Genomic DNA, 23,243 nt, shown 5'->3' with positions numbered 1-23,243 from the left:
ACGTGACTGGAAAGCCTACTTTGAAAGGTGGGAACAGAAGATTGAAGAGCGCAGAGCAGAAAGAGAACTTAACAATTGCCCGAATGGAGGACTTCTACTTACGAGTTAGGAGAGATAACATCAATATCTCTCTTGAGGACATCGAGGATTCCGAATGGATGTGGAGTAACAAAGAAATTGCTAAATTAGATCGGTTATGGGAAAGAAATGTACCAATGAAAAGAATGGCTGTTGTATTAGAACGAACGGAAATAGCAGTGTTCTTTCAGGTGCTGGATCGATTATATAAAGGCGCGATCAAACCAAGGGAAGATTGGAGGATAAGGTGAAATGGCTGAAGTTAAATATTCTTGTGGAACTTGCCAAAGAAAAAATAGTTCATTTTGTAAATTGTGTATTGTTGAAAAAAAGCCAGGAGCGAGACCGTCACATTATTTAGAGGAATATCAGAAAACACAAAATATTAATTTTGAAGATAAGCCAGAAGATATAATCAATAAACCTTCCCATTATCACAAAAATGAAATTGATGTTCATGGTTATTTGCAAAAACATTTTCCGAAAGAAGGTACTTATACAGTTGCAGAAGGTTTTCATATTGGAAATGTCATTAAATATGTAAGTAGATACAAACAAAAGAACGGATTGGAAGAATTACTTAAAGCTGAAGCAAATTTAAAAGCATTGATTCAAAGTGTAAAAATGTTATGAGTGCCATTATCCGAGTAACGAACTTAATTGACCAACATGGGGAATCATTTACCGACTGTGAAGGTTGCCATATCTGTAATGAGATTAAAAACCTACGGAAAGAGCTTAATAAAAATGGTGTACCAAAGGGATTCAAACATATTCTTGCAAAAGGTGAGGATATGACTAGAAGTGACATAGCAACCTTATTAGAAGGTGAAGTGCCAAAGAATGAAATCAAAAAGGCATTAAAAATTAATAAAGATAAATTTGTGGAATTACTGAGGAACTTCGGTTTAGAAAGAGGGTACGAGAAAAAATCGGATATGGGGGTTGTGGATGTGGAGATAACTGCCAAGGAATATTATTCACTAAAAGGTAAAGGGATGAAAGATACTGAAATTGCTGAGAAAAAAGGAGTAAATCCAAACACTTTAAGGAATTGGAAGTATCATAATCGAATTAAAGCATTTAAAAAGGCAGAACAGCCCAAATTAAAGGGAAATTACAACTCCGAGACTAAACCCACCAAAGAAGATCAGGAAGCAGAATATCGGCAGTTAATCAATGAATTAAGCACAGCGTTGAATGACGAAAAGAAAAGTGGAAAAGAGAAAGATACACTTATTGAAAAGTTGGAAGCAAAAGTTAGTGAATTGGAAAACATTCATGCTGCTTGTGATGACGTAGAATCAGAGGTTGCTAGTCTGAAAAAAGAAAGAGACAACTATCGAGATCAACTGCTCGACACAAGGGATAAATTAATTAAACAAGATTATGTAGTTGAAAATCAGAAGAAATCGTTGGAACATGCGAAGACTACTCTTGAAAGATATGAACTAGAGAACAAGCATATGAGGGGATTACTTTCCGTATGGATTTAGGGTTCCATCCAGTCGCTAAGCCGTCTTATAGTCGCAGGGTAAAGAAACGTGGAGACAGGAACAAGTTTTCCAAGTATGTAAGGGATCAAATAAAAGATCATTTCGAAGATACTTGCCAAATGTGCATGGGTAGAGGTTGTCATATCCACCATGTTCAGCCTAAGGGGAGTGGCAAAGGTCGTGGGGTTTTTACAAATGGATTGCTACTCTGTAATGAATGCCACAAGAAAGTGCATGCTGATGATGCCCTTTTAAGATACTGGAAGAAAGTATTCAGAAAGAAGTACGGACCGTTATATTTCATGGATGAAGAAGATATCAAAGCTAAACAACTCACCAAAGAATTACAGCAGGAAGAAAAAGCTGTAAGGGAGTGGAAAAATTATAATGGCAACGAATTATGCTGAATGGTTAGAGTGGCAGAAGAAGGTCATTCGTGAGGAATATATTTTAGCTGATAAGAAAAAAGGCAAATAAAATCCCATAATAATTATATGTCAATCCCTATGGGAACGGAAAGGGGAACACGCAAATGAATAGAGTAGTACTTGTTGGAAGATTAACAAAGGATCCGGAGCTTAGATATACGCCTAATGGAGTACCTGTTGCAACTTTTACTCTTGCAGTAAATCGAACATTTAGCAATCAACAAGGAGAGAAGGAAGCAGATTTTATCAACTGTGTGATTTGGAGAAAGCCAGCAGAGAATGTGGCCAACTTTCTAAAGAAAGGATCTCTAGCAGGAGTAGACGGAAGAATTCAAACACGTAGCTATGAAGGGCAGGACGGAAAGCGTGTTTATGTAACTGAGGTACAAGCTGAAAGTGTTCAATTTCTTGATAAGAAGAATGATAATCAGCAACCCAATAACAATCAATCTAGTAATCAGCAAAACAAGCAGAAGGATCCATTCGCTAATGATGGTCAGCAAATAGATATTAGCGATGATGATCTTCCGTTCTGAAACCATGAATTATAAAACATTAACATTGGGTCAGTTATTAAAACTGGCCCGATATACAAAACGACATAGATATGCTGCTTTGTTAGAACTGGATAGGAGGATACCGAGGGATGAACCTAAAAAAGTTGTTTGATACACAAAAAGTATTACGTGACCGGATTAATTACAATGAGCCGGATCGATTCGATAAATTGATATTAGCTTTACTTGTGGAAATTGGAGAATGTGCGAATGAATGGCGAGGGTTCAAGTTTTGGAGTAAGAATCAGGAACCAGCTAACTATTGTGAAATGTGTAGAGTGACTACAGTTGAACATAAATGTAACAATCCACTCCTTGAAGAATATGTGGACGGATTACATTTTGTTCTGGAATTAGGGATTGAAAAAGGCTTAAGTGATTATAAATATGCTGTATTCATTTGTGATTGTGTAAATAAACAGTTTATTTACTTGCATAGAGTAGCTACAGACTTGTTTGCTCAGGATAGATTAGACTACACGTTGCATCATTACAGAAATTTAATTCAATTGTACCTTGGATTAGGAGAAATGCTCGGATTCACATGGGAACAAATCGAACAGGCGTATTTTGAAAAGAATGTTGTTAATCATCAACGTCAAGAGGAGGGTTACTGATGAAACTTGATGCTTGGGAAAGAGATAATATGATCAGTGTCCTTGAATGGCGAACAAACTTCAGCAGGGAGTATTTGCAGAAGCTTACTGACGAACAACTCGATAAATTGTACAAGGAAAGAGTCGGATGAGTAAATATAATTCTGTGAAAGTCGAAGTAGATGGACTTAAATTTGATTCTAAATTAGAAGCAAAGTATTACGAACAACTAAAATGGCTAGAAGCGAATAAACAAATACTTTTCTTCCGAATCCAGCCTTGCTATATGTTGCAAGAAGCATTTGAAAAGAATGGGAAAAAGTACAGACGAATTGATTATAAAGCAGACTTTGAAATTCATAAATTGGATGGAACTATCGAAGTGGTGGATGTCAAAGGAGTAGAAACGGAAGCTTTTAAGATAAAGAAAAAGCTATTTGAAAAGAAATACCCTCACAAACTGTCCTTGATTACCTATTCAAAGATTGACGGTGGCTGGATTGAGTTAGACCAACTCAAAAAACACAGGAAAGCCAGGAGGAAGGTGAGTGTGTGACAGCACCTGAACAACTAAAAGAAGATATGAAGAAGGAGTTATCGGACGGGGCAGCAAAGGCAATTAAACAACATAATGAATTGCTGAAATCTATAAATGCATATGAAGAAATCCTTGATTCACTTACACCATTCCAAATAGCGAAACTAGAACACTTTTATAACCGAGCTGAACGAGAAGCTTGGAAGATCGCTGGCTTTTATAAATCACAGTACCAATTTTATTTTGGAAAGGCATCAACAGAACGTGGTCAAATGTATGTGTATGAGCGTGAAACAAATAAGATGGCAATAAATGATTCTAATTACAAAAGTAAAATTGCGGAAGGTGTCAATTTAGAGAGGTCTGGCATCTATGAAGGCTATTATGTCACTTGGAAAGGGATAGCACTCTCATATCAAGGCATGCAGAACACATTAAAAGACATGATGAAAGCTATTGTAGTTGAAGGGGGCAAATAAATGACAACAGCTATCAAACTAAAAAAGGCTACTTTCAAGCACATAGAATCAGAGTTATATAGTTACCAGGATACACTAAAAGAGATACAGTTTCTAAGAAACAACATCATGTTCACCAAAGAAAGCGATGATGAAAATACAGGAGGGGGAAGGAGTTCGCTTCCTTCTTCTCCTACAGAACAGATCGGTACCAGGTTAGCAACTCATAAAAGGTTAAATAAGCTTGAGGAAATCGCACATGCAATAGAAAAAGTATATACTGGGTTGCCGGATGAATATCAGAAATTAGTTAAGTTGAAGTATTGGACAAGGCCGCAGCTGAAAACTTGGGAAGGGATTGCGGAAGATTTGCATGTAAATAGGACAACTGCAATGAGGTGGAGAGATTCAGTTGTGAATGCAGTATCTGAAGTATTGGGGTGGAGATAAAATGGCTAGAAAAGACGTACCTACAATTTTAGTTTTAAAAGCTTATGAGGAATATCAAAAGCATCGAAATGAATTTCCCTACGAAATACTTTCTAAATGGACTGGTGAACCAGAGAAGGTTTGTTATAGTGCAATGGAAAGAGATAGGGCTAAAGGATATATTGAATGTGGAGTCTCCTTAAGGACGGGATGGTTAACTGAAGAAGGAAAAGAGTTCTTATCGAAATACAAATGATGCGACTATCATGCGACTTTTGGCTTCATTTTCCATGTTACTATGATATTAGTAATATTTATCGGTTGCGGAAACAATCGAATAATGCTTAGTTGTTAACTGATAGTAACCTTCAAGCTTTATCCGATCAAATTGATTTAATGAATAGTATACATGCCTTCAACATGTATGCGAGCGCTGTGTGGAGCGTGGTGATAGCTGAATCTACATAAACTTTATAATCCCTTTGTTTTAAGACGGTGCTTCTTAGAGGTGAGAGCATCGTCTTTTTTCTGTGAATTTATTGGGAACCAAAGCCAATTAGGGGCGAAGGCAGAGAGTTGACAGCTGGGTTAGGCTCTCCCTATTACTAGATGGGCATAAGTGGGAAAACAATCGACATTAGATGCCAAGAGGGTGGGGGCAGTCGATTATTATTTTTTGTAAACAAGGTATCCAGTAAGCCATGTATACAACACCCTTTTATAGTGATAGCTGACGAGCTTGTTTGTCGTGCGTGGGTATCTTGTTTAGAAAAAGTAAGCGAGGTGAAAAGGTGGAATATTTACTATTTGCAATCATCCTTTTACTTATTGTTTTCATATACAAGCGAGAAGAGCAAATGAAAGAAGAGCGTAAAGATTTAATGGACAGGATAATGTCTAAGGACTTTGTGGAGTACAAAGAAACAACAAGTGATCCGGTGAAGTATTCTCCTGTAACAGTTACAGAGGAAGATGAATACTGGAGGGAAGTTGAAGATAATAAAGTATAAGAAGGTGAGTCTATGTCTGCAGGCAGACCACTAAAGTTTAAGAATGCCGATGAATTAGAAGAAGCCATTCGTGCGTATTTTGATTATTGTGACGAACGAGTAGATGTGAAATTTACTAAAGAGGGTGAAATGATAGAGATACCAAATCCTCGCCCATATACTATTTCAGGATTGGCCTATTATTTAGGTACAACTAGGCAGACATTACTTAATTATGAACAAAAAGATGAATTTTTTGACACGGTACGCGCAGCTAAAGCGAAAATTGAAGCCTTTGTAGAAGAAAGCTTATGGACCCCAAAGGTTGCACAAGGAGTCGTGTTTAATCTGAAGAATAACTTTGGGTGGGAAGAAAAGCAAAGCTTAGAGCATTCTGGGCCAGATGGTTCAGCGATTAAATTTGTTTCTTCTACCCCAGAAGTGGTGAATGAAGATGAGTGGAACAACGATAATTAACGAATATAAGCCCCAAACAAGGCAATATCTGTTTCATACTTGCCCAGCAGATGAAATACTGTATGGCGGTGCAGCTGGTGGGGGGAAATCAGAAGCGTTGTTAGAGGATGCATATAAAAATGCAACTAAGTATAGTAATTGCAAGATTATCATGTTTCGTAGAACGTTTCCTGACTTGGAACGTTCTTTAATTTTGCGGTCAAGAGAGAAATATGATTTACGACTTGCTAAATACAATGAATCAAAAAGGCGCTGGACATTTGCTAATGGTTCCATAATTGAGTTTGCATATATGGATAAAGAAAGTGATGTATTCAATTATCAGGGTGCTGAGTATGACTTCATTTATTGGGATGAATTAACACACTTCACTGAAACACAGTATAGATATATGACCTCGAGGTTAAGGGGTAAACAGAAAATAAAACGACAGATTAAATCAGCAACAAACCCAGGTGGTGTAGGTCATACTTGGGTAAAAAGTAGATTCATTGATGTAGGAGAGTCTGAAAAGATTCATAAGCCTTTACCAACAGAAGATGAACAGAAGCCTGGTACTCGGTGTTTTATTCCTGCTAAAATTCACGATAATCAAGAATTGTTGAATAATGATCCTGATTATTTAAGAAGGTTAGAAAGTTTGCCAACAAAAGAGCGTAAACAATTACTTGAAGGTGATTGGGATTCGTTCAGTGGTCAGGCATTCGATGAATGGAATAAAGAGATACATGTTATTAAACCATTTCAAATACCTTCCACTTGGAAAAGATTCAGAACAGTTGACTATGGTCGGACTGCTCCTTTTTGTTGTTTATGGTTTGCTATTGATCAAGATTATAACCTTTATGTATATAAAGAATCCTATAAGACCGGATTAGATGCGGTAGATCAAGCGAAGGAAATCGTTTCAATGACAGCCGAAAAAATCGAGTACACCATATTAGATAGTGCGTGTTGGATTAAGAACCAATATGGGGAGTCTATTGCTGAAACATATGAAAACAACGGTGTTCCGGTAGAGTTGGCGAGTAAGGATAGGCTGAATGGGAAAGACAGGGTGCATGCATGGTTAAAAGTGCATGAGGATAGTAAAGGAAATAGATTCAGTAAACTGAAAGTATTCTCTAACTGTGAAAACTTAATCCGTACTTTGCCGTCTTTGCCAATTGATGAGAGAAGGCCAGAAGATATTAATACAGATGCAGAAGATCATGCCTATGATGCGTTGCGTTATGGAGTCATGAGTAGGCCAGACCCACGCACATTCGAACCAATTGAAAGTAATGCTATGTCCCATATAAAGACAGTCGATAACAACCTACCACATGCTTTACAAGACAATGATGATAATAACTATTCCTGGAATGACCTTTAGGAGGTGGATGAGTGAAAACGAAGGAAAAGCAAGAAGACAAACAACTTTATGATAAAGTCGTCAGAGACTTCCAACTAGCATTGAGCGCTCAAAGTGAATTAAGGAATGAAATGAAGGAGTATGATGACTTTTACAATGCAAAGCACTGGAATAAACAAAGAGCATCATGGCGCCCTGATCCGGTAATAAATTATGTCGCGTTTATTGTTGACCAGAAAGCACCACAGCTCACTAATATGCGCCCAACTGGATTAATCTTACCAACTGCAATGGATGATGAAGAAGCAGCTAAAATATTCACACAAGTAACGGATGTGATAGCAGAAAGAGTGGATCTTGAGGATAAAACAGACCAGGTAACTAGACAAGGACTGCTATTAGGAACCGGATGGTTTAAAGTCTATTGGGATAATTCTTTATCTGGTGGCAGTTTGGCAAGGCAGAATATTTGGAAAGGTGATATTGCTATTGATGTGCCGGACGCTTCTAATGTTTTTACGGATCCGCAAGCTGTAACAGTGGATGGCTGCAGATTTATTCTTTATGCGGTTGATAAGTCTATACAGTGGATCGAGAAGAAATTTGATCAAAAAGTTGATCCTGATCAAGCGATTGTAACCGACCTATATTCACGACCTGCTTCCAATTATGGAAAAGATAGAGTCATGTTTTATGAGTATTGGTATAAAGACAAGAACGGAATCCATGTAGCTTATGCTGCAGGAGGTAAAATTCTTAAAAATATTGAAAAGGTATTTAAACATGGGCGTTATCCGTTCATCCCATTTGTTGCAAAAAGAAAGAGCAAAAGCATATGGGGTATTGGAGAGCCTAAGAATATCCTCAGTAATCAAAAGTTACTAAATAAACTGGTGGAATTGCCAACAACACATGCGCTTTTGCATGCAAACCCGATCACTCTAATTGATCCGCAAAGTGGAATTGATCCATCTAAATGGACGAACAAACCAGGACAAGTAATGAATGCGAAGAACCCAAATCAAGCTGTTCATTGGCTCCAAGCACCTTCCATGTCTTCAGATGTTTATAGATTGACAGATAAGATGGTCGATTTCATAGAGAAGATTGGTGGTGTATATGATTCACTAACTGGCGAAACACCAAAAGGGGTTACTGCTGCAGCTGCTATTCAAATGCTTCAAGAACAGGGGAGTATTCCTATAAAAGGGATTGCTCGCAACCTTTATCAATCTATCAAAGATGTATACGAGTTGATGATTGAGCTTGTAAAAGAGAATTATAAAGAAACCCGTTTTATCCGGATCATGGATGAAGATGGTTCTTTTGAATTTATGGAATTTAATGCTTTGCAGTATAAGGACATTGATTTCGATGTGAAGGTATCAGCTGGTGCATCTACACCAACATCAAAAGCATATATAGCACAGCTTGCTGATCAATTATTCGAAAAGGGTTTATTACTTGGTTCTGAATATGTAGAAATGCAGGAAGGGCTTCCAAATAAAGATAGGATTGTATCAAGGTTAAGGGAAGTAGAAAAGCAAAAACAACTACAGGAACAAAAAGGGGGAGCTCCGCAGACACCACCAGACTTTCAGACATTCTTTGAAAACGCACCGCCTGAGTTAAAGCAAGAAATACAGTTAATGCTTGAACAAGGTATGAGTGAAGAAGAAATAATGCAAACATTACTAGCACCTAGATAGGTGTTTTTTATTTTGTCCTGGATAAGACATTAAACTGTCCGGAATTATTCGGCTACCATACCGAAGGAGGAATTAACATGGATGAATTCGGCAACCAAACCGAACAAGTAATTGAGGAAACACCTGATACAGCATTAGACACGACACAAGAAGAAATTGAAACTCTTGATACCACGCAGGAGGAAGAATACGACGTTATCAAATATAACAAGGAAGACGTAAAAATTCCTGTTACACAACGTCAAGAGTATCTTCAAAAGGGATACAACTATGACAAAGTAAAACAACGTGCCGATGAGCTAGAGAAGTCTGCCACTTACCTTGATAGAGTGGCTAAAATCAGTGGCTACCAGAACACTGATGAATTATTCCAAGCTATCGAGCAAGCAGAAGAGCAAGAGAGAATCCAGAGGGAATCGCAAAAGTTTGGTGTAGATGAAAGTGTTTATCGTCAACACTTCGAACCAGTTAATAACGAGTTGCAGCAGATGCGCACTGAACTTGAAAATCTTCAAAAAGAAAAAAGACATAATGAAATCGATGCAGAAGTCAAGGGGCTACGTTCAAAATACGAGGACTTCACTCAGTATGAGGAACAAGTTTTCCAAACAGCTATCCAAAAAGGTTATTCCTTAGAGGATGCTTATAAGCTAGTTACCTATGAGGATCGTATTCAAAATGTTGCTCGCCAAAAAGAGCAGGAAGTATTAGCGCAAGTCACTGGCAGGGATGAAAAGCAAATCATTTCAACTAATGACAAGCCAGGTAATACTACCTTTAATCCTGAATCAATGAGTCTTAAAGATATTGAAGCCCTTTCCGAGCGTGTACAACGTGGGGAAAGGATTACATTTTAATTTATAGGAGATGATCAAACATGGCAGTACAAACTACCAATACAGCTGGCTTATCGCCAACTATGCAAACTTATTATGATAAAAAGCTTTTAGCACGTCTATTACCAATGCTATTCCACTTGAAATGGGCGCAAAAACGTCCAATTCCTAAGAATGGCGGTAAGACAATTAATTTCCGTCAATTCACAGCTTTACCGTTAGCTACAACTGCCCTTACAGAAGGAGTAAAGCCAGCAGGTAACGCATTGAATATGACTCAAAAAACCGGAACTTTAGCTCAATACGGTGACTACATTGAAATGTCCGATATTCTAGACTTAACAGCGATTGATCCTGTATTGGATGAAACAGCTGATCTATTAGGTGAGCAATCAGCCCAGACATTAGACGTTATTGCTCGTGATGTATTAGTAGCTGGTACATCTGTACAATACGCTGCTGGTCGTGTTTCTCGTGCGACTATTGCAGCAGGAGATAATTTGACAGTTGACGAGGTTCGAAAAGCACGTCGTACACTTAAGCGTGCTAATGTTAAGCCATTAGATGGTGGGGATTATGTAGCGATTATTGAACCTGGTACGGCATATGATCTTCAATCAGATCCTAAATGGGAAGAGGTAAGTAAATACGCAGGAGGAAAGCAAATCTTTGATGGTGAGATTGGTCGTTTGTATGGAGTTCGTTTCGTAGAGACTTCTTTCGCTAAGAAATTCGCTGGTGCAGGAGCTGCAAGTGTAGACGTTTACGCTACTCTAGTATTCGGTAAGGATTTCTATGGTATGTCTGACGTTGAAAGCTCTGGATCCGTAAAGAACATCATCAAGCCGCACGGTTCAGCTGGTACTGCGGATCCATTAAACCAAATTGCAACTTCTGGATGGAAAGCATTCTTCACAGTTGTTCGACTTGAAGAATTGGCTTGTGTCCGTATCGAACATACTGTATCAGGTTAATGCTGTGGGAGGGGTAACCCTTCCTTTTTTATTTAATATTGAAAGGATGATAGACTAATGACTACTAAAAAAACTTTAAATGATAATGATATGGAGAAAATCACCGAGGATACAGCTGAACTATTGGCAAAACAAGATAAAGTGAAGGTTCGACTCTATATTCCGGCTGATGTAAAACAAAAGCTTGAAGCACAGGAGAAAGCAGGGAAAGAAGTACAATGGCCGTATCAGGCGGTACAGATAAACGGATATATTTATCAAATTCAATTAGGTAAAACAGTAGAAGTGCCGCAGTCGGTTGCTGATATCTTAGAACAGTCAGGGTTGATTTAATTCACCCTGGCTTTTTTATTAGGGGTGAGTAAATGAAGCTATCTGAATTAATTAAAGAGGTTAATAAGGATATTGATGATTCGCTGTCTAATGCAGAGATTACGCAATGGCTCAATCGAGGACTCGATGATTTAACGCCGTATGTGAAGCACCAGAAGCACCAAACATACGAAGTGATAGCAGACCAATCGAAATACCCTTTGCCAACTGATCTTGTAAATATCGTTTATCTATTTGACGAGAGTAATAAACGTGTAAACCTCGTTCAGTTTGATGATTTCTCTTCAACAGGCTATAAAATGTGGGGCAATGATTTAATTTTGCAGCCGACTCCAAAATTAGATAGTGAAATGAATCTGTATTATCATGCGCGATTACCGCGGCTTGTAAATCCAGATGATATTCCAGTACTGCCGGAACAATACCATGATCTCTTAGTCTTATATGCAGTTGCAAAAGCAAAATACCAGGATGAAGAATTGGAAATGCAAAGCAGTGCATGGAGTGATTATTTAAGGCGAAAGGATGAGTTTATCACTTTCAACCAATCCAATGAGATCTACACTATTCAAGAGGTGTATTGGTAATGGCTAAGAAGTTACTCTATCCTTTAAGAACATTTGAATTAGGTATTAACGATAAAACAGCAGCTAATCTTATTCCGGATCAAGCAGTAGTTGATGCGGAGAACGTGGTATTTGGTAAAGGGCCAATATCAAAGCGTAACGGCTATGTTAGATATTCCACCCAACTTCCACAGCCTATCACCAAGCACTATCAGCACAACAGATTTAATGGAGATAGGGCTTATTTGGCTGTCAGTGATAAAAAGGTCTACAGTGAGTCAAACGGCAATCTGAGCGCGATTACAGGCTCTCTAACTAGCTCTGAAGTACAAATGATTAGCTACAAAGACCGTAATATCGGGGATGTTGTGCTGTTTGCGGATGGTGGTAAGCTTAAACATTATCAAGCTGGGATTGTTTCTGAGGTTACTCCCCATGTCCCAGTTGTGGAAGGCACCGAGGGAACAGGGGTGAATGAAGAACAAGACCCCGGGCTTAATGATTTAGCTAATCTCACTAATTTTAGGGCATTGGCTATAAAACAAGACAGGATTTACGCTGCAGCACACCCAACAGTTAAGAATCGACTGTCATTCTGTCATCATGACCCAAGGATTGGTTATGCAGTATACGATTACTGGCCAGCAATCTTTTTCATTGATGTTGCTACAGATAATAACGATGTGATTAATCAACTTGAGATATTTCGCGATGGTTTAGTTATCCTTTGTGAAAACTCTGTCTGGTTCTTACGTGGAGACGGCCGGACTATTGATGCGTTTGACCTTCAGAAAATCAATGTACCTACAGGCTGCATTGCTCCAAACTCTGTTAAGATGGTTGGCAATGACCTTTTCTACCTTGCTGAAGATGGTGTATATGCTATGTATTCCACAGATCAAAACTATGTGAGTGCAAGGCTCGTATCTACGCTTGTAAGTCAAGGAAGAGTGCTTTCAAGCATTGAGAACACGTTAAAATCTATTCCTTTAGCTGATAAACGAAAAGCCGTTGGACATTATTTTGACAACAAATACTATCTTTCATTCCCAAGTGGATTAACACTTGTTTACGATACAATTCTTCAATGTTGGACCAAGTTTACCAACATAAAAGCAAACTCCTTTTTATCCAAAGAAGGGGTTTTATTTTTTACTTCTGACTCTGGATACATTTACCGTTTTGACGAGAAAGTTTATTCAGATGATGGAGAAGCAATTTCCTTCATGCTAAAAACTAAGAATTTTGATTTTGATAAACCTGTTCAAGATAAAAAATTCCGCAAGTTTTGGACTATAGCCCAGCAATACGATGAAGAAGATTCTATATTTAATCTTGCTGCCAAAATTGACTACATTGATGTGGAAATTGAAGAGGTTTCAACAGATGAGTCAGAAGGTTGGGGAAAAGCGGAATGGGAAGGATCGTATTGGGGTTATCGTGACGTGGTAGAAAACGAATTAAGAATTCAACAAAGAGGAAAACACATACAGTTGATTATTACGAATGATATAAAAGACCAACCATTAACTATTCTAGAGATGGTTTTTCAATACAAGCTAAAAAAGCCATAAAGGAGTTGATTCCATGGCAAAAGTTGATCGATTATATAAATTTAAAAATGGCACCAAAACTAATGCAGATGAAGTAAACGATGAGTTTGATAATCTTGTTAAAGCTCATAATGATCAGGATGACGAACTGCAGAAAAAGGTAGATGTAACAGGTGATTTTAAAGGTACATGGAATGGGATCAAGTTAGAAGAAGCTGATCCAGCGATTGCCGGGCGAGTCACAGCGATGGAAAACATGGTCAAGGAAGAAGAAAAGGTAACTGTAACCCTAAAGCGTGGAGAGAACACTATTGAAGCTCCTGGACATGCTGCCCTTGTACCTGTTGAGATTTTAGGGGATGAAGTTAAGAATCACTCTCTTGATTTCAATCATTGGACCTTACATGCAAACGTAGTTAAAAACAGTCCAGATAGAGTTACCTTGAATGCTGCGAGTGCAAAAGAAGTAAGTTCCATTAAAGTTGAAATCAAACGTAATCAAGATTATGTGTATAGCATGAAGCATACTGGAGCGATTGCAGTTCTAGACTCTACAATGAGTGAAACAGCAGTGGTAGCTTATACAGCAGATCAATTAATTAAATTTAATTCTGGCAACCATTCAACTATTCACTTAGCATTCAAAAATAAGAATGATGAACCTGGTACTTTCACTTTTGAAGGACCAATGCTTATTGAGGGAACAGTTGAAAGAGAATTCGTTCAGAACTATCAACCTGTTAGAGGGCCATATATTGAAGTAGATAATGGCTCATATTTATATTTTGATGAGTATCTCTATAAAGGAGATAAGCTATATCAAGATGGGCAAGGAAATTGGCAAAAAAAGCAGAACAGAATTGAATGTGAATTAACTGCTGATACCGTTAAGAACCCAACTATCAATAGCAGTTACACAGGTGGTAAGGCTATAAAGATTCCGTTAAGTGATTTTGCTAAAGGGATTGATATCTACGATGTAGAGGTTATTAAATTCAATAACTCATACTTCACTCGTACAGATTCGGCTGCCAATATCACAAACAATCGATTTTACCTTGATAACGATAGTTTAATATTGTTTGTTTCTGCAACAGACACAGGCTGGCAAGATGATCCGGCACCACCTTCCGCAGGGCAACCTACTCCTGAACCATTACCTAGAAAACTTGAAATAATGGCTTTTATTCTAGGTTGGAAGATGGCTCATACGGATGGTACTACTCCTTATGTTGAAGCAAACAAAGCAACAAAAGGTGAAAAGAAATGGATTCGTATAATCGGTACAGGTGAGAGTTTATCTTTACCACAGGCTAGTTATTATGGATGGAAGCCTTTAAAAATCATTTACAAAACTACTACTGAACAGGATGTTCCTGCTAAGTATGAAGGTGCATTACGATTAGTAAAAGGTACAAATAAAGTTACTCTTGGTGAAGGTGTAGTATTAAGAGAAAATGCGAATCCTGTCCTGTCAGGAGATAAATATTACATTGGTAGTACTTCTGTAAATGGCTCTGAAACAAAGTACACGCCCGAGAAAGTTATTGAAGTAGTTAAAAGTGGAAAACACGACAACTGGACACTGAGTACAGATGCACAACTAGAAAAACCTCTTTTTGACTCTTTAAGTTTTTATAGTGTTACTTACAAAGTAAAAGATAAGTTTTCTTTTTCTTGTAATGTAAGAGAAACACAAGCGAAAGGTACAGTTAACTTCCATATGGAGAGTGACGATCAGGTTACTCAAATTGAGGAATTGAAAAGAAAAGTATCACAAATTGAGCAAATTACTGTTAATAAACTTGGTAAACCATATGGCATTCCAGTGATAGGCAAAGATGGCTACCCTCTTATGCCTGATGGCAAGCCTGTAGGAAGGCTGAGATATCAAAGGATTTATTGGGAAGTTTACACCACTGATAATATAGATGTATACCCTGCCCATGTATCAACGGCTGATAAGCCGAACAAGTATATTAAAACTATTCCTTTAGATGGAATAGTGCCAAAAATTATTAAAGTGTATTTTAGTAATATAGCAAGTAAGCCAATGGGTTCAAATATAGAGCTAGCTACTACTAGAAGGATGAACCCAACATACGGCTACGAAATAGATGTAGAAGAATGGCTTACTACAGGAAGAGTATGGGGTTTTAACAGAACGAGTAGTACTAGTGGAATCAGGCAACAGTATGTACAGTTTAATAAGAATATTGACCCTAGAGCTACTATTACTACTCCTGGACATGATAATACTCAGTCATATGGGCAGGCAGGGTATGTAAACCTGACTAAATTCCATAATCTTGACCCTTCTTTTAACAACCTTTTTCTTGAGTTTACAAACACAATCGGCAATACGACTACCGCACCTTCCAGAGTATATGTTCAAGTAGAAGTGGAGGTATGGGGAATATGAGTATTAAAATTTATCGTAAATCTGATTTACAAATTGTTTCCACGGTTCCTGAAGGAATAGAACCTGAAAGGGATTTTGAGCTAAACGTAGGAGGAAACATAGAAGATTATGGATTTATAGACGTTCCATACGCTCACTTTAAGTTAGAAAAAGTGGATGAAGTAGTAGTGGCAATAGAAACTAAAGCACCCCCTATTCCAGAACCTGAACCACAACCACCAACTGAAACAGAAATACTCATGGATTATGTTGTAAATGTTGATTACCGTGTGACTGCTCTTGAACTAGGGATCATTTAAAATTGGAGGAATGAAAAATGAATTTAACTTATATTGGGTGTAAATCTGTTATTGAGAGAAAATCCTATGTGACAAAGGAAGATATGCAACAAAAGTTAGATATTTTCCTACTTGGAGATCGCATAACCCAAGAACAATATACAGAATTAGCTACATCGTTAAACGCTGCTTAATGTAGGCGTTATTTTTTATGCCTGAAGGAGTTGATTAAATGGCAATATCACCTGAAAAACAGGCGGGGTTAACAGTTGGACACGAATATGAAAAGAATAAAATTATCAACGGATGGTACGATGATCCAAATAACAGGAAGATGTCAACAACTGATGATCTAAGGAATGCCTATATTTATAAACAAACAGGCAACTTCGACCATATTGGTAATTATGATCCTAAGTATGATGATCTAATGAAATATTACAATTGGACAACTGAACAGCGAAATAATATGAGCCAATCTGAAAGAGAAAAAACGATACAAGGCAAGGTGAATGAAGAGTATGCTAAGCCAGAAGTAACCTATACAGGCGGCGGAGGTAGTAGAGGTTCTTTCACACCTAATCAGAGAAATGCCTTAACCTATGGTGAAGCAGCAGACCGCGCTAAGCAACAACTTGATCCTCTTTATGAGCGTGCTCTTGATAATGTTCGTAAAACACGGTACCAAAACGAATTGAATGCTTCTGAGGTTGCGAGTGCTCGAGGATTGGCTCATTCAGGTCTTGCTGCAGACCAAATGAATAAGATTGGTATTGCTGCTCAATCGAATATATCTGATCTTGATGCTCAACGTGCTGCAAAGACTGCAGAGATGGCTCAACGTATGATGGAATTTGACCAAAACTTGGCATTGCAAGAAAGAGGACAAGCGCTTAGTGAATATTTGGGCATTGAAGGACTTAATCTCAACCGTGAACAGTTTGATTGGGGTAAATACACTAATCAACGTGATTTTGATTATGGTAGATCAAGGGATTTAATAGGTGACCAAAGATATAATCAGGAATCTGATTATCAGAGGGCAATTAATGATCGTAACTTTAACTATCAAAAACAGCGTGACCAACGTCGGGATGCTGAGTGGGAATCTGAGCAAAAGGATGCTCGAGCATGGCGGAAATATGCTTATGAAAATATGTCTGCTTCTGAAAAAGCTCAACTTGAATGGGCTAAGGCTCAATATGGAGAAGAACAAGCTTGGAGAATGTATGAAATGGAGTATAAGGGTAATCTTGATCAATCAATGAATCAAGCCATGATTGATTACTATAACAACGCAAATTTTAATACAGAGGTGAAAGGAGATGGTTGGATACCCAACTTAAAAGACTACAAGATTACTTCACGTCCTGGTACTAGAACACATCCTGTTACTGGGCAGAAAAACTCAAACCATAGAGGAATGGATATTGCAGTTCCTAAAGGTACTCCCGTTTCTTCTACTGTTAGTGGAAAGGTTGTATCCACATCTGGTAGCTCAAGTTATGGGAATACAATTGTGATTCAAGATGCGAATGGTCTTTTACACCGTTATGCCCATCTTGACAGCATTGGGGTAAAAGTTGGCCAGAACGTTTCAAGAGGAACTCTTGTTGGAAAATCGGGGAATACTGGACGTTCAACAGGTCCGCATTTACATTATGAATTAACTAATGCTAAAGGTGTCGTAATGGACCCATCGCCATATTTAAAATAAGAGAGGTGCGACATGCCTTCTAATTTCGACTCAAGTAAATACAAAAAAATATTTGAATCACGTTTCGGGGCCGGCTCATATGATGCCGGTCTTTCTAATGCGCGAAATATTGGAGCAACCAAGGCTCAGGTTGATATTTCTAAAGACGAATATAATCAGCGTTTAAAGGAATACCAGAAGGCTCAGAAGGAAGCAGAAAAGAAAGCTTCCAAGATGACCTACGAAGACGCTCTTGCTTATTGGAAAGAGCCTGAAAACAATGCGGCACTTCGTGAACAAGGAGCTAATAGGAATGCTGAGAACATTCGTAATGATCCTATGTTACAAGCGCAAATTAAAGAGCAAGGATTTACTGTTAGTGATTATATCAACGCTATGTATAACGCTTCTTCGAATGGGCAATTCCGTTCCGAAAGAGAATTTAAGGAATATACAAAGCAATTGACAAAGGATGTCAAAGCAGAAAAAAATAATGTTTATAAAAAATATAACCTTGAAGATCCTACTCCCAAAAAGAACGAGCAAAAAAAAGGTGACTTGAGTCTCTTAAAAAAAAACAGTGATAACAAGAGCAAGAAGGATAAAAACAATGGATCGTTATTAAATGACATCATGACTCCGTTAAAAAACTTTGGTCAAGCGATTAATCCATTTGATGATGTTAGCTTTACAGAAGCCTTTAAAAACAACGTAGATGATGCGGTGAGTACGGATAGAAGTAAATTTACCAAAGAATCAACGAGAGGGCTTACAAGGCTTGCTAACACAGCAACCTTAGGTACACTTGACCAAGTTTATAAGAAAACAAACGATGGCCAACGGGCAGCACAGTTTACAAATGAAGATAGATCATTAGCAGGAAAGATAACTGACTTTGGGTATGATGCATTGGGTTATCTTGTTCCTGGTATGGGAACTTATAAAGCAATCCGTGGAGCTGGTTTAGGATTAAAGCCAGGTTCAAAAGGTTTAGATAAACTTAAGCAATTAGCTCAAGAAGGTGCAATTGCTGGTGGAATAATTGGTGGGGGCGAAGTAGGTGTTCGTGAAGCTCTAAACCCACAAGATACCAACTACACAGATAATCTAAAACATGTATTTTTAGGTGCAGGACTAGGTGCAATCGCTGACCCTGCGTTATATGGTTTAGGGAAAGGAATAAGTAAAGCTGTTCAAACTAGCTTGGCACCCTTTGCTAAAGGGGATGTACCGACATTCTCAGGAGCACCTAGAGAATCAGTAATAAATAGTTTGCCAAATGGTAATCAGGCACCAAGTAATTCTGCAGCAAATAGCTTACCAATTAGTAATCCAGCCAATTCAAGGGTATCAAGCGAATTGTATAATCGTTTATCAGTTCTAGCGCGCCCTAAAGGTGAAATGCTTCCAGTCGATAACATTCCCACTGCAAATCGTTCAAGACAAACCACTAATAATCCAGAGGGTTACAATAATACTGTTCGAGATACTGATCTTCTAGAAAATGCGGAACTAATGAGAATGGTTGAAGATGCTGTTGCTGCAACGATTGAACAACCTTCATTGTCTAGGTTGAGTGAATTGCGGACTCCTGAACCTACTCAACAACCATCTTTAGCAAGGTTGAGTGAAATACAAAGTTCCCAACCAACCCAGCAACCTTTGCGTCCTGGAAGGGATTTCGAACCTATTGAATCAGGTGTAAATGCGTCTGAGCCACCATTGAATCGTGTAAGTGAAACACTATTAGATACTCAAGCACAAGCACAAGGTAATGCGAATTCCTTTAGAATGAAAATAAATGACACACCTCAGAAAAAAGACAGCATCTTTAAAGGTTTACGTACACAATTTATCGACGATGTTGCACCATTAGAAGCCATTGAAAAGCAAATAGCAGGAAAAGTCGGAAGCGCAGAGAATAGTTTATATAAACAATCAAGGCTATTTAAGGGAAGTCCTGAAAAGGCTCATATGATTGTCCAGGAGCAATTAAGTCCTATCTTCCGAGATTTACAGAAAAGTAAAATCAATTATAAAGATTTACGCGACTATGCCCTTGCGGTCCATGCGAAAGATGTTAACTCGAAAGGGATTAACTCAGGCTTCACGACTGCTGAAATTGACGATGTTATTAGCAAATTAGGTTCTGAACAGATGGAAGCAATGAGGCAGAAGCTATTAGGAGTTAATAATCATGTTCTTGATATGCTTTCAACAGGGGATAAACCTATTCTTAGTGGTGAGCAAGTGGCTGCCATGAAAGAAAAATGGCCTAATTACATGTCACTCTTCCGTTCATTTGATGATGATAAAATTGAATTCGCCAGTGGAATTAATAAGGCTATGACCAATGCAGCAAATCCAATTAAAAAGTTGGAAGGTTCAAGCCGTGATGTAATCGATCCGATGGAAAGCATGGTTAAAAATATCTTCAAGGCAGTGAATGCGGTTGAGAAAAATAAAGTGGCCGCACAAGTTGGAAAGTTAGCTGAAAAAGATGTAGAAGGTAACTTTATACGTCAGTTGGCAGATAATGAAGATGCAAGCCGATTAAATGTAATCAGCCTTTTGGATAATGGAAAGAAAGTAAAATATGAGGTGCCGCCAGATGTGTATCGAACATTAATGAACTTAGACAAAGAATCTACGAATACATTAATAAAGATACTTCAAAAGCCAGCTTCTTTACTTCGGGCCGGAGCAACCCTGACGCCTGAATTTAGTTTGCGTAACCCATTGCGTGATGTACCACATGCATTTATCGTGTCAAATTCGGGATTTAATCCTATTACTGATTTCCCTGTTGGTCTATGGCAGTCTATTTGGAAGGGTAGAACAATAAAAATAGGTAATAAAGAATTTAAAACTTCTGGCGATTTGTACAAACAATGGGTAAAAGAAAACGGTGGATATGGTAATATTATTTCAATGGATAGAGAACTGCATAAGAAGACCCTTCAAAAGGCTCTAAAAGAAGTGAATTCTAACTATGTAGATATCTTGGACCCCAAATCTTATACATCATTAATGAAGAAGTTGGCTAATCCTATCGGTGTTCTACGTACCATTGCGGATACGAGTGAATCAGCAACAAAAGTTGGTGAATTCCGTGCTGCTTTAAGAAAAGGAGTTACTCCACAAGAAGCAGCATATCGAGCAAGGGATATAATGGACTTTGGTCGTGCTGGGGTTAGTATTAGAGAAGCAAATAAAGTTGTAGCATTTCTTAATGCGAACATTCAAGGTAAGAGTAAGTTATGGAGAGCGTTTAAAGAAAACAAAGCTCAAGTCATTGGTAAATCAATTGCTTCAGTTACAATTCCGACAATTGGTGCAATCGTTGCTCAACACAAGCTAGCTAATGATAAGCAGAAAGAAATTCTTGATGATGCACCACAATGGCTGAAAGATACTTTTTACCTTGTGCCTATTCCAGGTACAAACCAAATTGCACGTATTCCCAAGCCTTTTGATTTAGCATTTGCTTTTTCTAACACTTTCGAACGCGCTGCAGACTTTGCTTTTAAGCATGACAAGAAAGCATTTGATGATTGGATCAAGCAAGGATTCTCGACAGCTGCAGTACCAACGATGTTAACTGGAGTTGCACCAATCGTTGAAGGGATGGCGAATTATTCATTCTTTAAACAAGGTCCAATTATTCCGCAACGTGAACAAAGCATGGAATTTCCTGACCAATATGATATCAATACAACTCAGACAGCAAGATTCATAGGAAACCAAGTAAATAAAGTCACTAATGGCCAAGGAGCATTTAGAAACTTTGGTTCCCCTAGGGTGATTGATAACACTATTCAAGGCTTTACAGGTGGTCTAGGAACATATGGTACAAGTGCAATAGATTGGCTTGTAAATAATGTTTCAAATGCTGACCGGCCGGAGAAGCCGACGAAAAGCATTGACCAATCACCTTTAACAAAAGCTTTCTTAGTGAATCAATCTTCAACAGGTGAATCGATTGACAAGCTTTACAAATTAAAAGATACACTTTCTAAACAACGTGGTTCTGCTAAGCAAAATGAACAGGAATATCAGAAAGAAGATCTTTATAAGTTTGTCAATGAGGTAACGAAAGACATCGCTGAAATTAACAAGGAAATAAGAGCAGTAGAAAACTCACCGGATTTATCAGGTGATGAAAAGAAGCGAGCAGTTGATGATCTAAACAAAATAAGAAATGATATTGCTCGTCAAATTATGCAACGACTAAATAACGTGGAGTGATTACATTGGCGTGGTATCACTGGATTGCTGCCTACTTGATTATCATAGGCGGTGTGCTATTTACAATTATTCCTGATAAACCTTTTTGGTTATGGGGAGTAATCGCTTTATTAATAATCGGAGGACTTCTTATGGGTGTGTTGTTACCTCACAAAGAAGATAAATATGCTAGTAATAATCAAGAGGGCTGATATTCAGTCCTCTTTTAATTTTGGGAGGGAATGAAAATGTGGGAAATGTTTAAAGAAGCAGCTAGTTTGTACGGGCTCCCCTTTGCGTTATTTATCGCATTATTGGTTTGGGTGTTGTGGAAGAACGACCAGCGTGAGGGTAGGTATTTATCAGTTATACAAACATTATCTGAAGATGTGAAAGAACGATTAACTAAAATCGAAACAAGAATTTTTGATGGAGGTAATAGAGAATGAATAAATTAAAGAACTACGGGCTGTGGGTTGCTATTGCAGCCCTTTTTTATATGATCCTTGAGGATTTAGGTTTCTCGATTGATCCTACTCGATGGGAAACATACGTAACCCTTATTATTGCGATATTGATTTATTTAGGAATTGTGAGCAATCCAAAGGATGGAAAATGGTTTAAAGATAAGGGTGATCAAGAGTGACTATACCTGTTCGAAAAATGCTTGTTCAATCTAAAAATCATAAAATCAAGTGTCCAAATATTATGGCAGCTGAATACATTACTGTCCATAATACTTACAATGATGCGAGCGCAAATAATGAAGTGCAATACATGATTAATAATACAAATCAAGTATCATTTCACTTCGCGGTAGATGATAAAGAGGTTGTTCAAGGGATTCCGGTAGATCGTATTGCATGGCATTGTGGTGATGGAAAAGGCTCAGGTAATCATAAATCAATAGGTGTAGAAATTTGTTACAGCAAGTCAGGCGGTACGAAATACTATCAAGCTGAAGGATTAGCAATACAGTTTATTGCCCAGTTGTTAAAAGAGCGCAGCTGGGGAATTGACCGAGTTAAAAAGCATCAAGATTGGTCGGGTAAATATTGTCCACATCGAATTTTAGATGAAGGTAGATGGCAATCGTTTTTAGATGCTATTAAGGCTGAATTAAATAAAAAGGATGTGGTTAATGTGGAACAAAAATTATCTGATGTTCAAGAAGCTGTTAGGCAAGAAGCGATAAGTCTTGGAATTACAGATGGAAATGATCCATTTCGAGTAGTGAATCAATATTATG

At 38.0% G+C, this 23,243-nt stretch carries 28 protein-coding genes and 1 pseudogene; all 29 read left to right on the top strand.

The features are described 5' to 3' along the window. Positions 1–41 precede the first annotated feature (41 nt). Positions 42–329 (top strand): hypothetical protein, encoded by a 288-nt coding sequence (locus tag ASU02_RS19485; RefSeq protein WP_057766726.1) that lies wholly within the window; start codon positions 42–44, stop codon positions 327–329. A gap of 1 nt (position 330) precedes the next feature. After that, positions 331–711 carry a DUF3310 domain-containing protein gene (locus ASU02_RS19480; protein ID WP_057766724.1) on the top strand — a complete coding sequence of 127 codons (381 nt, stop codon included), beginning with the start codon at positions 331–333 and terminating at the stop codon, positions 709–711. After that, positions 708–1,574 carry a hypothetical protein gene (locus ASU02_RS19475; protein WP_057766722.1) on the top strand — a complete coding sequence of 289 codons (867 nt, stop codon included), beginning with the start codon at positions 708–710 and terminating at the stop codon, positions 1,572–1,574. The genes ASU02_RS19480 and ASU02_RS19475 overlap by 4 nt, the downstream gene beginning before the upstream one ends. Continuing rightward, on the top strand, positions 1,565–1,981 hold the full coding sequence (locus ASU02_RS19470; protein ID WP_057766720.1) for an HNH endonuclease: 417 nt from the start codon (positions 1,565–1,567) through the stop codon (positions 1,979–1,981). Before ASU02_RS19475 ends, ASU02_RS19470 begins: the two co-directional genes overlap by 10 nt. A 125-nt stretch (positions 1,982–2,106) precedes the next feature. Continuing rightward, positions 2,107–2,538, top strand: coding sequence for a single-stranded DNA-binding protein (gene ssb, locus ASU02_RS19465; RefSeq protein ID WP_057766718.1), 432 nt, complete (start codon positions 2,107–2,109; stop codon positions 2,536–2,538). Positions 2,539–2,648: 110 nt separating this feature from the next. Continuing rightward, positions 2,649–3,176: a dUTP diphosphatase gene (locus ASU02_RS19460; protein WP_057766716.1), complete on the top strand. Its 528-nt coding sequence runs from the start codon at positions 2,649–2,651 to the stop codon at positions 3,174–3,176. Beyond that, a complete protein-coding gene (locus ASU02_RS26500) occupies positions 3,176–3,307 on the top strand; it encodes a BH0509 family protein (protein WP_157684542.1) in 132 nt (43 codons plus the stop codon). The genes ASU02_RS19460 and ASU02_RS26500 overlap by 1 nt, the downstream gene beginning before the upstream one ends. Then, positions 3,304–3,711, top strand: a complete 408-nt coding sequence (locus tag ASU02_RS19455; protein ID WP_057766714.1) for a DUF1064 domain-containing protein — start codon at positions 3,304–3,306, stop codon at positions 3,709–3,711. Before ASU02_RS26500 ends, ASU02_RS19455 begins: the two co-directional genes overlap by 4 nt. Further along, complete coding sequence (locus ASU02_RS19450) at positions 3,708–4,172, top strand: hypothetical protein (protein ID WP_057766711.1); 465 nt, start codon at positions 3,708–3,710, stop codon at positions 4,170–4,172. The genes ASU02_RS19455 and ASU02_RS19450 overlap by 4 nt, the downstream gene beginning before the upstream one ends. After that, a complete protein-coding gene (locus tag ASU02_RS19445; protein ID WP_057766709.1) occupies positions 4,173–4,601 on the top strand; it encodes a transcriptional regulator in 429 nt (142 codons plus the stop codon). It abuts the gene before it with no gap. Position 4,602: 1 nt separating this feature from the next. Further along, positions 4,603–4,836 carry a hypothetical protein gene (locus ASU02_RS19440; protein WP_057766707.1) on the top strand — a complete coding sequence of 78 codons (234 nt, stop codon included), beginning with the start codon at positions 4,603–4,605 and terminating at the stop codon, positions 4,834–4,836. Positions 4,837–5,371: 535 nt separating this feature from the next. After that, on the top strand, positions 5,372–5,590 hold the full coding sequence (locus tag ASU02_RS19435) for a hypothetical protein (RefSeq protein ID WP_057766706.1): 219 nt from the start codon (positions 5,372–5,374) through the stop codon (positions 5,588–5,590). Between the two features lie 12 nt (positions 5,591–5,602). Then, positions 5,603–6,046 (top strand): terminase small subunit, encoded by a 444-nt coding sequence (locus tag ASU02_RS19430; RefSeq protein WP_057766704.1) that lies wholly within the window; start codon positions 5,603–5,605, stop codon positions 6,044–6,046. Next, entirely contained in the window at positions 6,024–7,421 is a 1,398-nt protein-coding gene (locus ASU02_RS19425; protein ID WP_057766702.1) for a phage terminase large subunit, read from the top strand. Before ASU02_RS19430 ends, ASU02_RS19425 begins: the two co-directional genes overlap by 23 nt. Positions 7,422–7,432: 11 nt before the next feature. Further along, a complete protein-coding gene (locus ASU02_RS19420; protein ID WP_057766700.1) occupies positions 7,433–9,109 on the top strand; it encodes a portal protein in 1,677 nt (558 codons plus the stop codon). Positions 9,110–9,186: 77 nt separating this feature from the next. After that, positions 9,187–9,966: a hypothetical protein gene (locus ASU02_RS19415; RefSeq protein WP_057766699.1), complete on the top strand. Its 780-nt coding sequence runs from the start codon at positions 9,187–9,189 to the stop codon at positions 9,964–9,966. 20 nt (positions 9,967–9,986) lie between these two features. Continuing rightward, on the top strand, positions 9,987–10,919 hold the full coding sequence (locus ASU02_RS19410; RefSeq protein WP_057766697.1) for a N4-gp56 family major capsid protein: 933 nt from the start codon (positions 9,987–9,989) through the stop codon (positions 10,917–10,919). 57 nt (positions 10,920–10,976) lie between these two features. Further along, a complete protein-coding gene (locus ASU02_RS19405) occupies positions 10,977–11,252 on the top strand; it encodes a hypothetical protein (protein WP_057766695.1) in 276 nt (91 codons plus the stop codon). Positions 11,253–11,284: 32 nt separating this feature from the next. Continuing rightward, a complete protein-coding gene (locus ASU02_RS19400; protein WP_057766693.1) occupies positions 11,285–11,839 on the top strand; it encodes a phage adaptor protein in 555 nt (184 codons plus the stop codon). Continuing rightward, positions 11,839–13,392: a hypothetical protein gene (locus tag ASU02_RS19395; RefSeq protein WP_057766691.1), complete on the top strand. Its 1,554-nt coding sequence runs from the start codon at positions 11,839–11,841 to the stop codon at positions 13,390–13,392. The genes ASU02_RS19400 and ASU02_RS19395 overlap by 1 nt, the downstream gene beginning before the upstream one ends. 13 nt (positions 13,393–13,405) lie before the next feature. Next, positions 13,406–15,793: a hypothetical protein gene (locus ASU02_RS19390; protein WP_057766689.1), complete on the top strand. Its 2,388-nt coding sequence runs from the start codon at positions 13,406–13,408 to the stop codon at positions 15,791–15,793. After that, positions 15,790–16,092 (top strand): hypothetical protein, encoded by a 303-nt coding sequence (locus ASU02_RS19385; protein WP_057766687.1) that lies wholly within the window; start codon positions 15,790–15,792, stop codon positions 16,090–16,092. Before ASU02_RS19390 ends, ASU02_RS19385 begins: the two co-directional genes overlap by 4 nt. Before the next feature lie 17 nt (positions 16,093–16,109). Beyond that, entirely contained in the window at positions 16,110–16,265 is a 156-nt protein-coding gene (locus ASU02_RS26740; RefSeq protein ID WP_198317467.1) for a hypothetical protein, read from the top strand. Between the two features lie 38 nt (positions 16,266–16,303). Further along, complete coding sequence (locus tag ASU02_RS19380; RefSeq protein ID WP_057766686.1) at positions 16,304–17,788, top strand: M23 family metallopeptidase; 1,485 nt, start codon at positions 16,304–16,306, stop codon at positions 17,786–17,788. Between the two features lie 12 nt (positions 17,789–17,800). After that, complete coding sequence (locus ASU02_RS19375; protein ID WP_057766684.1) at positions 17,801–22,015, top strand: LPD38 domain-containing protein; 4,215 nt, start codon at positions 17,801–17,803, stop codon at positions 22,013–22,015. A 5-nt stretch (positions 22,016–22,020) separates the two neighbouring features. Next, positions 22,021–22,206 (top strand): hypothetical protein, encoded by a 186-nt coding sequence (locus tag ASU02_RS19370; protein WP_057766682.1) that lies wholly within the window; start codon positions 22,021–22,023, stop codon positions 22,204–22,206. Positions 22,207–22,242: 36 nt separating this feature from the next. Beyond that, positions 22,243–22,443, top strand: coding sequence for a hypothetical protein (locus tag ASU02_RS19365; RefSeq protein ID WP_057766680.1), 201 nt, complete (start codon positions 22,243–22,245; stop codon positions 22,441–22,443). Then, complete coding sequence (locus tag ASU02_RS19360; protein WP_057766679.1) at positions 22,440–22,640, top strand: hypothetical protein; 201 nt, start codon at positions 22,440–22,442, stop codon at positions 22,638–22,640. The genes ASU02_RS19365 and ASU02_RS19360 overlap by 4 nt, the downstream gene beginning before the upstream one ends. Then, positions 22,637–23,116 (top strand): annotated as a pseudogene (locus ASU02_RS19355) (peptidoglycan recognition protein family protein); the annotation flags it as partial. The gene ASU02_RS19360 and the pseudogene ASU02_RS19355, both read left to right, overlap by 4 nt. Between the last annotated feature and the right edge of the window lie 127 nt (positions 23,117–23,243).

The organism is Cytobacillus praedii (genome assembly GCF_001439605.1).
In the GTDB taxonomy this organism is placed as follows: domain Bacteria; phylum Bacillota; class Bacilli; order Bacillales; family Cytobacillaceae; genus Cytobacillus; species Cytobacillus praedii.
The sequence above is the reverse complement of the archived record's forward strand: the minus strand, read 5'-3'. Positions and strand labels throughout refer to the sequence as shown.